The 13,564-nt window shown below is 60.9% G+C and carries 9 protein-coding genes and 1 pseudogene; 4 read left to right on the forward strand and 6 right to left on the reverse strand.

Features of this window, described 5'->3' with window-relative positions; translation table 11 throughout:
• Nucleotides 1–10: 10 nt before the first annotated feature.
• The 4 genes from H3005_RS11660 to H3005_RS11675 form a co-directional block, all read right to left on the reverse strand.
• Nucleotides 11–1,555 (reverse strand): NAD(P)/FAD-dependent oxidoreductase, encoded by a 1,545-nt coding sequence (locus H3005_RS11660; RefSeq protein ID WP_191078244.1) that lies wholly within the window; start codon nt 1,553–1,555, stop codon nt 11–13.
• Nucleotides 1,552–2,019, reverse strand: a complete 468-nt coding sequence (locus tag H3005_RS11665; protein WP_191078245.1) for a GtrA family protein — start codon at nt 2,017–2,019, stop codon at nt 1,552–1,554. The genes H3005_RS11660 and H3005_RS11665 overlap by 4 nt, the downstream gene beginning before the upstream one ends.
• Entirely contained in the window at nt 2,016–3,920 is a 1,905-nt protein-coding gene (locus H3005_RS11670; protein ID WP_191078246.1) for a hypothetical protein, read from the reverse strand. The genes H3005_RS11665 and H3005_RS11670 overlap by 4 nt, the downstream gene beginning before the upstream one ends.
• An 81-nt stretch (nt 3,921–4,001) precedes the next feature.
• Complete coding sequence (locus H3005_RS11675) at nt 4,002–4,406, reverse strand: pilin (RefSeq protein ID WP_191078247.1); 405 nt, start codon at nt 4,404–4,406, stop codon at nt 4,002–4,004.
• A 348-nt stretch (nt 4,407–4,754) separates the two neighbouring features.
• Here H3005_RS11675 and H3005_RS11680 point away from each other — a divergent pair, with 348 nt between their 5' ends.
• Genes H3005_RS11680 through coaE form a run of 3 tightly spaced genes read left to right on the forward strand, consistent with a single transcriptional unit; the run spans nt 4,755 to nt 7,509 of the window.
• A complete protein-coding gene (locus tag H3005_RS11680; protein WP_191078248.1) occupies nt 4,755–6,014 on the forward strand; it encodes a type II secretion system F family protein in 1,260 nt (419 codons plus the stop codon).
• Between the two features lie 8 nt (nt 6,015–6,022).
• Nucleotides 6,023–6,886: an A24 family peptidase gene (locus tag H3005_RS11685; RefSeq protein WP_100553384.1), complete on the forward strand. Its 864-nt coding sequence runs from the start codon at nt 6,023–6,025 to the stop codon at nt 6,884–6,886.
• Nucleotides 6,887–6,897: 11 nt separating this feature from the next.
• Complete coding sequence (gene coaE, locus H3005_RS11690) at nt 6,898–7,509, forward strand: dephospho-CoA kinase (protein WP_191078249.1); 612 nt, start codon at nt 6,898–6,900, stop codon at nt 7,507–7,509.
• Between the two features lie 72 nt (nt 7,510–7,581).
• On the opposite strand, the gene H3005_RS11695 is transcribed toward coaE, so the two are convergent.
• On the reverse strand, nt 7,582–12,378 hold the full coding sequence (locus H3005_RS11695) for an RHS repeat-associated core domain-containing protein (protein WP_223880210.1): 4,797 nt from the start codon (nt 12,376–12,378) through the stop codon (nt 7,582–7,584).
• A gap of 161 nt (nt 12,379–12,539) precedes the next feature.
• Here H3005_RS11695 and H3005_RS11700 point away from each other — a divergent pair.
• Nucleotides 12,540–12,812, forward strand: a pseudogene (locus H3005_RS11700) (dephospho-CoA kinase); the annotation flags it as partial.
• Between the two features lie 98 nt (nt 12,813–12,910).
• On the opposite strand, the gene H3005_RS11705 reads toward H3005_RS11700, so the two are convergent.
• The gene (locus H3005_RS11705) at nt 12,911–13,297 is read right to left on the reverse strand and encodes a hypothetical protein (protein ID WP_191078250.1); all 387 of its coding nucleotides are present in this window, start codon (nt 13,295–13,297) and stop codon (nt 12,911–12,913) included.
• Nucleotides 13,298–13,564: the final 267 nt, after the last annotated feature.

The following is a 13,564-nucleotide window of genomic DNA, read 5'->3' on the forward strand; positions in this document are numbered from 1 at the left end:
CTGACTGATCTCAGGCCTTGGCCTCTTCGTGGTACTCGTCGTCCACGTTGATGGACCACAGGCGGCTCTTGTCTACGTTGCCGCTCGTGATCTGGTCGGCAGCTTCCTTGGCCGTCAACATGGAATGATCCTGGTTGTTGTAGCGGTGCATGCCATTGCGCCCCACCAGAAACAGATTAGGCACCGTGTCCAGCGCAGTACGCAGTCGATCAAAGTTCGCGTAGGCCTCGCCGAAGTAGCCCGGGTAGGCCTTGGGCACCCGGATGACGACCGCATCCTGTGCCGATGCGGCTGAGACCAGACCGATCTGCAGCATTTCACGCTGCGCGAGCGCCTGCAGTTCCGCGTCAGGCATCTTCCACAGATCGTCTGTCTCGCAGCAGAAGAACTCCAGACCCATCCAGACCATGGATGCGTCCTTCACCATGTACGGGCTCCAGTTGTTGAAGACCTGCACACGCCCCACATTCACGCCGGGTTCCTGGATATAGATCCAATTATCGCCGAGTGCGCGCGGCAGCTCATCGGCGCTGTACAGCAAGCCCACCGTGATGAAATCGCGGTACTGGAGATTGTCGGCGATGACCGCAACCTCGTGGCTCCAGCTCTGTCGCGAGGCCGCCACCAGATCGCGCACCGGCATGGTGGAGACGACATGGGTGCACTCCAGCTGGATCGCTTCACCCGATTCGCCCTGCACCGTCACGCTGCGCACTTTCCCGCCCTCAACCGCCAGTCCCACGGCCTTGTGCTTCATCAACAAGGTGCCGCCACGTGCCTGGAACACCTGCGCTGCGGTTTCCCACATTTCACCCGGGCCATGCTTGGGGTACAGGAAATTCTCGATCAGCGAGGTCTGCGCGACCTTACCGTTCATCCCTAGCATGCCACGCAGTGCGTGAAACACGGCCTTGGTGACGGACAGGCTCTTGATGCGTTGCGCACCCCACTCCGCGCTGATCTGGTTGCACGACACGCCCCAGACCTTCTCGGTGTATTCCTTAAAAAACTGGCGGTACAGGCGCTGACCGAAGCGATTGATCAGGAAATCTTCAAGGCTGCGCTCAGGCTCGATCTTGCTGATCTGCGAGCGCAGATAGCTGAGACCAAACTGCATGGATTTGCCAAGCCCGAGGTTGCGGAAACTGTCCGCATTCAACTTCAGCGGGTACGAGAAAAAGCGACGATTGAAGTAAATCCGCGAAAGACGGTTGCGCACCAGCATGGCCGTCGGCTCGGCGCCCTCGGCCCGTGTCGCGCCTGGCGGAACCCCTTCGCGGGCCTGTCCCTGGTAGCGCAGGTTCAGCGGGACATCGCCGGCGTGCTCGATGGGCATCAGATTGGCCCACCACTGCATGACCCAATCGGACTTGGAAAAGAACCGGTGACCGCCGATATCAATGCGGTTTCCATTATGGTTGACCGTGCGCGAAATACCGCCCACGCAATCGTCGGCCTCGACAATCGTCACCTGCACGTCGGGCTGCCCCACCAGCTCCAGTGCTGCGGTCAGGCCGGCGGGGCCGGCGCCGATTATTACTATCTGCTTGCTCATGATGCTTCCCCTTCCACAATGGACCGGCCGCTCACGCGCGACCGGAACAGAATCAGTTTACGCAGTACGAAGTTGCTGGTGAACGAAAAGCCCACCGCAACCACCCTGGCAATGCTCCCCCGCACGCCAAACCACTCGATACACACCCACATTACGCCTTGCACGACCAGCAAGCCTAAGCAGCCGATCAGCACAAAGGTCGCCAGTTCCGCCGAACGGGAACGGAAACTGCGCGCCGCGAACACCCAGCGCACGCTAATGACATAGGCCACCACACTGCCCAGCAGGAAGCCGCCCGTCGCGGCGGCATACCAGTCCCACCCCAGGTGGGCCAGCAGAGCGAACACACCCAGATCAGCCAACAGCGCTGCCGCCGAGGCCAGCAGATAGCCGCTTCCCTCGGACAGCCAACCCCGCCGGGTCGCGAGGTCCGCCTCGAGCTCCACCAGCGGCTGCTCGCTCATGGCGTGGCCTCACCCTCGGAAGCTACCCAATCCGAGCACTTGTACAGATACTCGGTGGAGATCACTTCACCGGTGCCGGGGTGGCGTACCTGCCACCGGCCGCGTACGTGCTTTTCTTGGTCATACGGCAGCACGAAATAGTCGGGCGGCGCCAGTTCGCCATGTCGGGTGCACAGGTGACGTAGCCCCAGTTCGCTCACCCGGCAGGGTTCCGGATTCTCCTGCACATTGGCCAGCACGCCGCAGATTTCAGCCTGTAATGTCACCGGCTCGACCTGGGTGTTCAATTGTTTTCCAAGCAGCGCCGTCTGCCGATTGAACATCTGCCCGGACAGCTGCTGCGGACTAAAGTAGTTGGCGCGACGAAGTACCATCCAAGCGGCGCGCGGGGACGCCTCGCTGGCATACCAGAAAACAACTGCGCTACGCGGAATATTTTCGGCAAATACAGGAGTGCCGTGCGCAGACTCCTGGGCACGCGTCCACGGGCTACGGGAATCCCACAGCCACAACGCCCCCAGCAGGGCCAGTACTGACAAGGCTCCCAGCAACGCCTGACCCTTTTCACCACTGCGCTGATAGCCCCAAACCAGCAAGGCCACGGTCCCACCGCACAGCAGCGGGTAGGCGAAGATCATCACGTCCTGGCGGATTATCTCGGAGTTGCGGCCCGTCATCTCGTACACAGCCCAAATCTGCAGCTGGTATCGGAAACAGGCCACGGCCAACGCTAGTACCAGGCCGACCAGCAACAGGCGGCGGATGGGAGCACTGACCTTGGCCGCGACCAAGGGCCAGACCATATGCAATGGAATAAGACCGAGTACCGCCCAGGGCAGCGTGCTGCGCGGCACGCTGGCACCAATGACGGCGATGGCAATGACCAGCAGCGGGCCTACCCAATCACGCCCGCCGCGTTGCCACTGCTCCCAGACCAGGAAGGGAATGGCTGCAGCCGCCAGCCAATGGACCAGCCACAGCACGCGCCACAACTGCAGGCCGACGGGCAGAATCAATCTCAGCACATCGGCCAGCAGATAGCTCAGGCCAAGGCCCACAATCATAGCGAGCAGCAAGGCCTTGGCCAGGCGGCCAAACAGTGTGTTGGCGCCACCGTGCTGTGCCACCAGATGGAGCAGATAGATGTCGGCCAGCACGATGCACCAGTCCCGAAGGGCCCAGGCGCCCAGAAACACCTGGTCGCCCACGCCATCGATCATGGCGCGCCACTCTAGATCCATGACCTGCAGCAGACCGCCCAGCGGCCCCACCTTCAGGGCGGCCAGCACCAGTACCGGCACCGCCAGCAGTAGCGACCACAGCCAGCGGCGATCCCCGAGCACCAGCCAACACAAAGCCGCCAGCACCGCCGCGATGGCCTGAAGTGGGTGTAGCAGCCCCGCTAGGGCGAACCCCACTATCGCCCAGCCCATCCGCCCTTGGACCAAGGCCGCCAGCGCGAGCAGGCACAGAGCCTCTGCAATTGGCCGTGCGGTCAGGAAGGGTTCGGCATACGAGAACATGCTGAACGCGCCGTAGCCGGTGGGCATTACGATCAACGCCAGCAACGCGGGCCAGCGCCAGCGCGGCGGGAACAGCACGTGCACACACCACGCACTGGCCGCGTAGAAAAGAAAGCGGCCGACGAAGGTCAGCGCCATGAAGGCCTTGCCCGGCTCCACGTGGGCCAGCAGGAGCGCCAGCAACTGAGGGAACAGGGTGAAACTGGCCTGACTGCCTGCCACGAAGAACAGGTCACGATTGAAGATGTCCGGCGAAATCAGTCGCAATGCCTGCGCGAGATACAGCGTCGCGTCATGGCGAATACCTGTATAGGGCCTGAGATAGACGATCAGCGCCAGCGCAAAGCACCACGGCGCGATCCTGCGCAACGTCAGCATGAACGAGGTCCGCATCCAGAAAAAGCGAGCCCCGCAGACGCGGGGCTCGGGTACAACGTCTGGCGTGTTATGCCTGCCGAATTACTGGCAGGTAGCCGGACGGTACTTGGCCGGGATCGAGCCACTGCAGATCCAGGTCACCTGGCCGTTGGCGGCCTTGGTACCGGTCAGGGTGATGTTACCGGTGGCGCTGCCGCCCAGAGCCTGCGAGGTGGCGGTGATCACGCCTGTAGCGTAGGTCACGCCCGAGACATACTTGGACGACTGGGTTTCGATAGCGACGGTGGCCGGCATGGTGGTGGCGGTGTCCGAAGCAGCCGCTTCCGCAACGGTAGTACGGGCCGACGAAGCAGCCAGCACGACTTCCGAAACGCGCGACTTGATCAGGTAGTCCTGGTAAGCCGGCAGAGCGATGGCGGCCAGGATGGCAATGATCGCAACAACGATCATCAGTTCGATAAGGGTGAAGCCCTTCTGGTTCTTCATAGTGATACATCCCCAAGATAGTGGTGGTTGAGTCAGTGCGCAGGATCGATCCGGCCATCGGCCGGCTGAGCGGGTCCTACACCCTGCGGGTGGATCAACGCAGGTTGCGTGCCAACCCCGGCACGCCTCCCCCTGGATTTCCCCGCGCCCATGATGGCAGCAATTTCCGGGATGTGAACCCCCCGGTCATCATTCTGCGACGGACCCAGCAATGTGACGCAGTACGTCACCTTTGGTCGGTAGCCGGCACGAATTCGCACTCTTGCCCGCTCAGACTCTGCCAAGTCGGCGATGAACCCGCTACCATCGGCAGATGCCCGTCTGGGGATGGCGGGCCGGGGAGCCAATATGTCTGTCAGTCGCAGTGCGATGAAGAAGGAGCCCGTGGCCCGCGCCACGATGGAGCTGCAACCGTTTGTCTGGGAGGGGACCGACAAGCGGGGAATCAAGATGAAAGGCGAACAGTTGGCGAAGAACGCCAATCTGCTACGCGCCGAACTGCGTCGCCAAGGGATCAATCCGGGGCAGGTCAAGCCGAAGTCCAAGCCGCTGTTCGGCGCGGCGGGCAAACGGGTCACCCCCAAGGACATTGCGTTCTTCAGCCGGCAAATGGCGACCATGATGAAATCCGGTGTACCGATCGTATCGGCGCTGGAGATCATTGCCAGTGGGCACAAGAACCCACGCATGAAGAAGATGGTCGACGGGGTTCGCACGGATATCGAGGGCGGCTCATCACTGCACGAAGCCGTCAGCAAACACCCGGTTCAATTCGACGAGCTATATCGCAACCTGGTCCGCGCTGGCGAGGGCGCAGGCGTACTGGAGACGGTGCTTGATACCGTTGCCACCTACAAAGAGAACATCGAAACCCTCAAGGGCAAGATCAAAAAAGCCATGTTCTACCCTGCGATGGTGGTAGCCGTTGCCATCATCGTCAGCTCGATTCTGCTCATCTGGGTCGTCCCTCAATTTGAAGACGTCTTCAAGAACTTTGGCGCCGATCTACCAGCCTTCACCCAGATGATCGTGAACGCGTCGCGCTTCATGGTCTCCTGGTGGTGGCTGATGCTCCTCGTAGCCGTCGGCAGCGCCGTAGGATTCATCATGGCCTTCAAGCGCTCTCCCGTTCTGCAGCATCGCGTTGATCGCATCATCCTGAAGGTGCCGGTGATCGGCGAAATCATGCATAACAGCGCCATTGCCCGTTTTGCCCGGACGACTGCCGTGACCTTCAAGGCCGGCGTGCCGCTGGTGGAAGCCCTGAGCATTGTCGCCGGCGCAACCGGCAACAAGGTGTATGAGGAAGGCGTCCTGCGGATGCGAGATGACGTGTCGGTAGGCTACCCGGTCAATATGGCCATGAAACAACTCAACCTGTTCCCGCACATGGTCATCCAGATGACCGCGATCGGTGAAGAGGCTGGCGCACTGGACACCATGCTGTTCAAGGTTGCCGAGTACTATGAGCAGGAAGTCAACAATGCCGTGGATGCCCTGAGCAGCCTGCTGGAACCGATGATCATGGTGTTCATTGGTACCATTGTCGGCGGTATGGTCATCGGCATGTACCTGCCCATCTTCAAACTCGGCGCCGTCGTCGGCTAAAGGTAACAATGGCATTTCTCGACCAGCATCCCGGCCTCGGCTATCCCGCTGCGGCCGGTCTGGGACTGCTTCTGGGCAGCTTCCTGAACGTTGTCATCCTGCGCCTGCCCAAGCGGCTGGAATGGCAGTGGAAGCGCGATGCGCGCGAGGTTCTGGAAGAGCCGGACTTCTACGAGCCGCCCCCGCCGGGCATCGTGGTGGAGCCTTCGCACTGCCCGCACTGCAAGCACAAGCTGGCCTGGTACGAGAACATCCCGCTGTTCAGCTGGATGATCCAGGGCGGCAAGTGCCGCCACTGCAAGGCGCCCATCTCCATCCAGTACCCGCTGGTGGAAGCGCTGACCGCGGTGATGGTGCTGGCCTGCGTGTGGCAGTTCGGCTTCGGCTGGCAGGGCTTTGGCGCGATCGTGCTGACCTGCTTCCTGATCGCCCTGTCCGGCATCGACCTGCGCACCCAACTGCTGCCAGACCAGTTGACCCTACCCCTGATGTGGCTGGGGTTGATAGGCAGCATCGACAACCTGTACATGCCCGCCAAACCGGCCCTGCTCGGCGCCCTGCTGGGCTACCTGTCGCTGTGGTCGGTGTGGTGGCTGTTCAAGCAGCTGACCGGCAAGGAAGGCATGGGCCACGGCGACTTCAAGCTGCTGGCCGCGCTGGGCGCCTGGTGCGGGATGAAGGGCATCCTGCCGATCATCCTGATGTCGTCGGTGCTGGGCGCCATCATCGGCTCGATCTGGCTGTACAGCCGTGGCCGTGACCGGGCGACGCCGATCCCATTCGGTCCCTACCTGGCACTGGCCGGCTGGCTGTTCTTCATGTGGGGCGAGCCCCTGCTGAACCAGTATCTGGTGATGAGCGGGCTGCGCTGAGGGGAGTCCCCATGAGCCAGTATGTGGTTGGCCTGACCGGCGGCATCGCCTCGGGCAAGAGTGAGGTGACCCGGCGCTTCGAGGCGCTGGGGATTGTTGTGGCCGATGCCGACCTGGCCGCGCGCGCGGTGGTGGCAATCGGCAGCCCTGCCCTGTCCCTGATTGCCGAACGCTTCGGCGCGGACATGCTGCTGGCCGACGGCGGCCTGGACCGGGCGCGTCTGCGTGCCCACATCTTTGCAGACCCGGCCGAGCGGACGGCGCTGGAAGCGATCACCCACCCGGCCATTCGCCGGTTGATGCAGCAGCAGTGCGAGCAAGCCGCCAGCCCCTATGCGCTGGCGGCGATCCCGCTGTTGACCGAAGTGGGCGGCCGCCAGGCCTACCCGTGGCTGGACCGGGTGCTGCTGGTGGACGCGCCCGAGGCGGTGCAGCACGCCCGACTGATGCAGCGCGACGGCATCGACGCCGCGCTGGCCGACCAGATGATCGCCGCCCAGGCTACCCGCGCAAAGCGCCTGGCGCTGGCCGATGACGTGGTGGTCAATGATGGCCATCCGGATGACCTGCAGGCACAGGTGGAGCGACTCGACCACACGTATCGTCGACTAGCGACCCAGTGAAATTGACATCTACATTCTCAAGTGGAGTTTAGATACTGAGCACAATCAAACTTTCACTAAGTCTTGATGCACTCACCTCCCCTGATCACTTTGAAAATATCTCGTCAATTCCACTCCCACACCGATTTGGAACTGCAATCCGTACCGAATCGAGGGCGTGAGCGATGAACTAGGAGATACACCACCATATTCAGAATTCTTCAGGCGCCCCTTGGAGTCTCGTGACTGAGTAGTTCCATAATTCCAGCCCCCTCCCACACCGACGCCGTAAGAAGTCACCGAGGCTTCACCATACACGCCAAAGCCATTAGCACCATCGCACGCAGTATCGGCTGTCGAATCTGGGGCTCCGCCCATAGGATCAAAGGAAGCTCCACCGCCGAGCCCCAACCCTCCGCGAAGGCTAAACGATGTCACCGAAAAGCCCTCGCCGGAGACAACTAGGAATCCGCCCGGGCCAACTGGCCCTAATATTTCTGATGGGATGTAGCCTCCTACAGACAAACTCCAAAGCCCAACCGGATCAATAAGATTCGTTGGCGCAGAGTAAACATATACATACGCTCCAACCCCCCCAGCTAGCCCAATCGGATCACTCTGAGAGTACCGCCCCACTGCCGGGTCATACTCCCGCTGGTAGTTGTAGAACAGCCCACTCGCATCGGTCGCCTGCTGTCCCGGGAAGCGCAGCGCCAGATCAAACACCACGCCATCCCCATCGGGGTCATTGGCCGGTGCCTGGTCGCCAAATACCTCACTCTTGTTGCTCCACTCCCAGATCGCGACATCGCGCACGGGGTCAACCACTACGCGCGGTGTCCCCAGGTGATCGGGCTGGATGTAAGCCTGCTCCGGCACGCCCGTGGCTGGTGTCTGAATCAGCGCCACAGGGTAGTTGTCCAGCCAGACCGCCTGTTGCTGCGCCTGACCGGTGGCCGAATAGTTGCCAACCCACTGCCCGGCTTCATCATAGACCGTGATCTGAGCATCGCCGCCAGCCGGGCTGCGCAGCACGCGTTCGCCGCGGTGGTTGTAACCGTAACTCTCCACTACAGCAGCGCCGTGCTTCACCGCATTCATGCGGTTGGCATCGTTGTAGGCGAACGTCTTGCCGCCAATGCTGGTGGCATTGCCCGCGGCATCCTGGTTGCGCGCCTGACTATCCACGGCAATCAGGCGATGGCTGTCAGACGGATAGGTGTAGCTTGCGGTCCCCGCCGAGGTGGTCAGCGACGTGCGGTTGCCTGTGGCGTCGTAGCCATAGGTTTCGATCGGCGTGCCCGTCGCACCGTCCTGCGTCTGGGTCAGTCGGCCGAGCGTGTCATAGGCGTACTTGGCCAGCATCTCGGAGCCTGCACCGCTCTTCAATTCGGTGATCGAGCCGACGGGATCGTAGCCGTAGCCCAGTGACAGACCGCCTGCCGCGGGGTCATGCACCGCCTGCGGACGGTAATCCAGATCCAGCGGGCGCTGCAGTTGGCGGCCGTTGCCGTAGGTCCAGCCGGTCGCCGGCCCGAAGGCCGCGTAGGTCACGTTGTTGACCACCACCTGCCGGGTCTGTCCCGGGCGAGTCATGCCAATCTGGTTGATCTGCCCTTGGGCGTTGCGCACATAGTCGGCAACGCTTCCGTCCGGGTACGTCAACGCGGCCAAGCGACCGGATTTGCTGTAGGCGTAGCGCAGCGTGCTAGCTAAACCATTGATCGTCTGCACCTTGCGGGTGACCTGGCCGAAGCGGTCATGGCAGTACGCGGTGCTGCCATTGGCGTGCAGCACCTGGCCCAGGCGCCCCTTGGCGAAACTCTCATCATTGGCGCATACCGCTGGTGCGCTGTCGTACTGATAACCCACGTCCAGGCTGGGGTCCGGATACGCGACGCCGACCAGTCGGTTGAGCGCGTCGTAGCTGTAAGCGGCAGTCACGCCGCGCGCATCGGTACGGGTCTTGCGGTTGCCAGCGTCATCAACGGTGAAAGTGGTGTTACCGCTGTCCGGGCTGACCTGCCCGGTCAGATCGCCGAAGCCGTTGTAGGCGTAGGTGGTGTGCAGCCCCTTGGGATCGGTCACCTGGGTGACCTGATCCAACGCGTTGTAGCTGGAGCGGATTTCCGCAGCAACGCCGCCCACGTCCTGCAAGGTCTGCGCCAGCCGGTTCAACGGATCATACTGCTGCTTCGTCACCCGCTGCAGGGCATCGGTGACCGACTGCGGATTGCCATTGGCATCGTAAGTAAAGCCGGTGGCGTTGTTGCCGGCATCCTTCAGCGTGGTCAACTGCCCTAGAGTGTTGTAGACGCGGGCCAGCGTGCGGCGCAGCGTCCCCCCTGCATCGACCGTATTTTCCTGCAGTCGGTTGCCGGCGTTGTCCAGCGTGTAGTGAATGGTGTTGCCGGCACTGTCCGCAATGTCCGTCAGCCGCTGGGCTGCGTCGTAGACATAGGTGACGCTGCTACCGTCGGGCTCGGTGATCCGCTGCACGTGGCCGGTGGGCCAGTAGCTCAGCTGGGTGCTGCGGTCTTCGGCAGTAGTGCCGCCACGCACGGTGATCGACGTCGGCCAGCCACGTGGATGATAGGTGTAGTCGGTCACCACGCCATTGGCATCACGCACTGACAACGGGCGCCCGAAGGCATCGTAGGCTAGGGTCTCAACGGTATGACCCAGCGCACTGGTGATGCTGCGCAGATCGCCCTTGCGGAACGCACAGGTGCCGCTGGTCGCACACCCCGCATCATCAGCGGTGTACCAGGCATAGGTCATGGTATCGGCCACGTCCGTTCGCGGACCGTCGATGCTTCGCAGCAGGCCTATCCGAGGGCAAGTCCCGGCGCCTACATCCGCAGCCTCGCAGTAATTGAATGTTTGGAAACGCGCCTCAAGAGACACCGGATCTAGCGCAGCACTAGTTGATACCTGACCACGCGAGTTGTAAGACCAGCGGACGATGGACACCACCCGCCCCTCCGAATCCAAGACACGACGCTCGATAGGTGAATTTATGGATTCATCCCAATCTATTTGAACGATACGTCGCACAGAGGTCCCGACTGCTTCTTCTACTGAAACGCGATGCGCACCTGCATATGAAAATACATCCACAGCGCCACGACGCCCGGTGCGTTCGAGCAATCGACCTTGGGCGTCGTGCTTCATCAGCTCGCTACCGCGCGAATCCTGGACCGATATGGGTGACCGATAAAATGTGCTATCAAACTTATAGGAAACGACCTCGCCAGATGAGACCTTTACAAAGACGTGCTGATCATCCTTATAGGAAAGATATGTACCCTGCACTTTTCCTTCGACGGTGTGCAGCTCACTTGATGTCACTCGCCCCCACAGGTCGTAGCCGAAGCTGGCATAGCGAGCGCCATCCTCGCCGGTGATGCCAGTCAGCAGATAGGGACTTAGACTTGTGGCCAACCCCTCCTCACCATAATGATAGCGTTTGACCTGACCAGCACCGTAGTCCACAGCCAACAAACTCCCCAGATCGTTCTGAGAATAGACAATATGCGCCCCACCGGGCAGCTCAATTGAATCGAGGCGCCCATTTGCATAGTGAAATCGAACTACTCGCCCAGCACCGTCTGTCAGACTGGCGATACGGAACGCCTCGGATAAACCTGTCACTGGCTCATGCGCCACAACAACGTCGTTGGCAGGATTATTCAAATCCTGAACAACCACCAATCGACCTTTACCATCAAAAATCCGAACGCCGCCAATCCCGTCACGAAGAACATACTTATCACTAGAAACTCGCGTCAGCGTACTCGTCGACATTCCCACACTGTACACGTCGCCAGCCAACCGAGTCAGCTTTGCGTAGTACCCCTCATCGGAAATTATGTACCCGTAAGGAAAATCAAGGCGCGCGCTATAGGTATAGGTCCAACCAAGGGGAAAATCGCGACCAAAACCCACTTGCCGCAACGAATGATAGTAGCGATTAAACAACTTGCCAGCAAACTCGAAATCCGCTTCAATCCGAGACTTATCACCATTATCAGGGTGGCATGGATATGGATTTGCCGGACACGAAAAAGTTTGCGTTATTTTCCTAACTACAATATGCGGCATGGAGCGGGATGGAGCACATACCGCATTGAGCGAAGGAGTCCGCGATTGCTCACCATAGAAGCCAGCCGGACATATATATGACTGGAACTTTACGAGAGGAACTCCGCCCTGATCAGGCGGCACATCTCCCCAGCCGGAACAGTAGATATCCCACTTCAACTCCTTGCCAGGAGACATAAAATGGACATATCCATAAGGGCCGGGAGGATTCGGCGAGTGTCCCGATGGAGAAGATCCATAACCTCCAGTCACTTCAACATTGCTATATTTGCATTGAGCCGAGTCCTTTAAATATTTCGCCTTGTACTGCTCAATCAAATAGGCCTCATTCAAACATAGGAGTTGATGATGAGGGTCGCCATTAGCTAAATTCGCTTCGCATACGGGACTGGAATCTTGCCAGCCAGCAATTCGATAAACAGGCGGAAATAGTGTCTTGGGAGATTGCTTGTCGACGGCATAATCGATCCGCAAGGATTCAGATCCTGCCCCGTAGGGCCGAGCACTCTGTTGACGGAGCAATCCTTGATACTCCGGATACTCCTGCTCCAGCGCCTGCTCCGCCTCATGAAGACTTTTAAAGCACCCCCCTGTTGACGGGCAGTAGTTCTCAAGGGCGGGGGGGGCAGATGGCGGAAGGTCGTTAGCTTGACTCCCAGCGGATGCCCCCAATAGACCAGAAAAAATCAGAACACTGCCAATCGCGCCCAAAGGGCTGGCTTTTCCACGCATCACTATCCCCTGGAGTTCAGATTCACACCAAGGAATACCGATGATGTCTTGCATCCGTCCTTGGAGCCCTAGTCCGTCAGGCTAGGACGATCCAAACTTGGCGACAAGGCCAGAAATCAAAAGTGAGACCAGGGTCCATTCCCGCCGCCCACTTGACCACATCGACTTCCCAGCGGCTTCTCTAAGCCGCCACCGCGCATGTGAAGGCGACGACTCCCTTGTTGACCGAAGTGGGCCGCCGCCAGGCCTTCTCGTGGCTGGACCGGGTGCTACTGGTGGATGCCCCGGAGGCCGTGCAGCACGCCCGGCTGATGCAGCGCGACGGCATCGACGCCGCGCTGGCCGACCAGATGATTGCCGCCCAGGCCAGCCGCGCGCAGCGCTTGGCGCTGGCTGATGACGTGGTCGTCAATGATGGCCATCCGGATGACCTGCAGGCGCAGGTGGAGCGGTTGCATGCTCGATATCTGGGGTTGGCAGTCGGGTAAGCCGGCAGGTCTGCCGGCTCCGACCGAACAGGCATCCACGCACGGCGTGGATCTACTCACCAGCACCGCGCGAGCAGGCATCCACGCATGGCGTGGATCTACTCCAGCTGCTGGCGGGCGTAGCGGGCGAGTTCGCGGGCGGCCAGCAACAGGCCTTCCACTACGTCCGGCGGCAGTTGCTGGCCTGCACTGCCCTGCACCCGTGCCGCTTCAGCGGCGTGCAGCATCTGGATCAACGCATTGAGGCCAGCCAGCGTGCGGCTGAGGCTGGCCAGGGTTACCGCTTGCGACGGGGTGAGACCCGCGCCCTGCCGGGTCTGGCCATCGGCGTTGTCGCGGCCATCCATGCGTGCCATCAGTGCCGGCAGCAGGTCGCTGGGTTCGGCCAGCACGTCTTCGATGCGTTCGGCGATGTCGGCCGGCAACTGGTCGGCGGATTCGCCGACCAGGCGGCGCAGGTTCGGATAGGTGGTGCGTGTGGACATGGCAGTGCTCCTCGCAGACGGCAAGGCCACCCGCAGAAGCGAGGTGGCGGACGGTGCGGGTTGGCGTACCGGAGACCCAACAACTCAACAGCAAGGAAAAAGACTCCAGCGGATTCTGGTGAATCCCCACGCACCGCCCGCCGAAGCAAGAGCATGCGGTGCATTTTCCATGATGGCCTAGGCGCATCAGGAGCTGTTGAATTGTCGGGTTTGTTCGGGACGCCAATCCCGGCCAGGGCGATGACCCCAGCCATGCCATCTCGCCAG

The sequence above is a fragment of the Stenotrophomonas sp. Br8 genome (genome assembly GCF_014763005.1).
In the GTDB taxonomy this organism is placed as follows: Bacteria; Pseudomonadota; Gammaproteobacteria; order Xanthomonadales; family Xanthomonadaceae; genus Stenotrophomonas; species Stenotrophomonas lactitubi.

Excerpts from the sequence above, each read along its gene's own strand:
- H3005_RS11695 (WP_223880210.1), bottom strand. The coding sequence starts at position 12,378 with ATGCAAGACATCATCGGTATTCCTTGGTGTGAATCTGAACTCCAGGGG.
- H3005_RS11665 (WP_191078245.1), bottom strand. The coding sequence starts at position 2,019 with ATGAGCGAGCAGCCGCTGGTGGAGCTCGAGGCGGACCTCGCGACCCGG.
- coaE (WP_191078249.1), top strand. The coding sequence starts at position 6,898 with ATGAGCCAGTATGTGGTTGGCCTGACCGGCGGCATCGCCTCGGGCAAG.
- H3005_RS11660 (WP_191078244.1), bottom strand. The coding sequence starts at position 1,555 with ATGAGCAAGCAGATAGTAATAATCGGCGCCGGCCCCGCCGGCCTGACC.
- H3005_RS11685 (WP_100553384.1), top strand. The coding sequence starts at position 6,023 with ATGGCATTTCTCGACCAGCATCCCGGCCTCGGCTATCCCGCTGCGGCC.
- H3005_RS11670 (WP_191078246.1), bottom strand. The coding sequence starts at position 3,920 with ATGCTGACGTTGCGCAGGATCGCGCCGTGGTGCTTTGCGCTGGCGCTG.
- H3005_RS11705 (WP_191078250.1), bottom strand. The coding sequence starts at position 13,297 with ATGTCCACACGCACCACCTATCCGAACCTGCGCCGCCTGGTCGGCGAA.
- H3005_RS11680 (WP_191078248.1), top strand. The coding sequence starts at position 4,755 with ATGTCTGTCAGTCGCAGTGCGATGAAGAAGGAGCCCGTGGCCCGCGCC.
- H3005_RS11675 (WP_191078247.1), bottom strand. The coding sequence starts at position 4,406 with ATGAAGAACCAGAAGGGCTTCACCCTTATCGAACTGATGATCGTTGTT.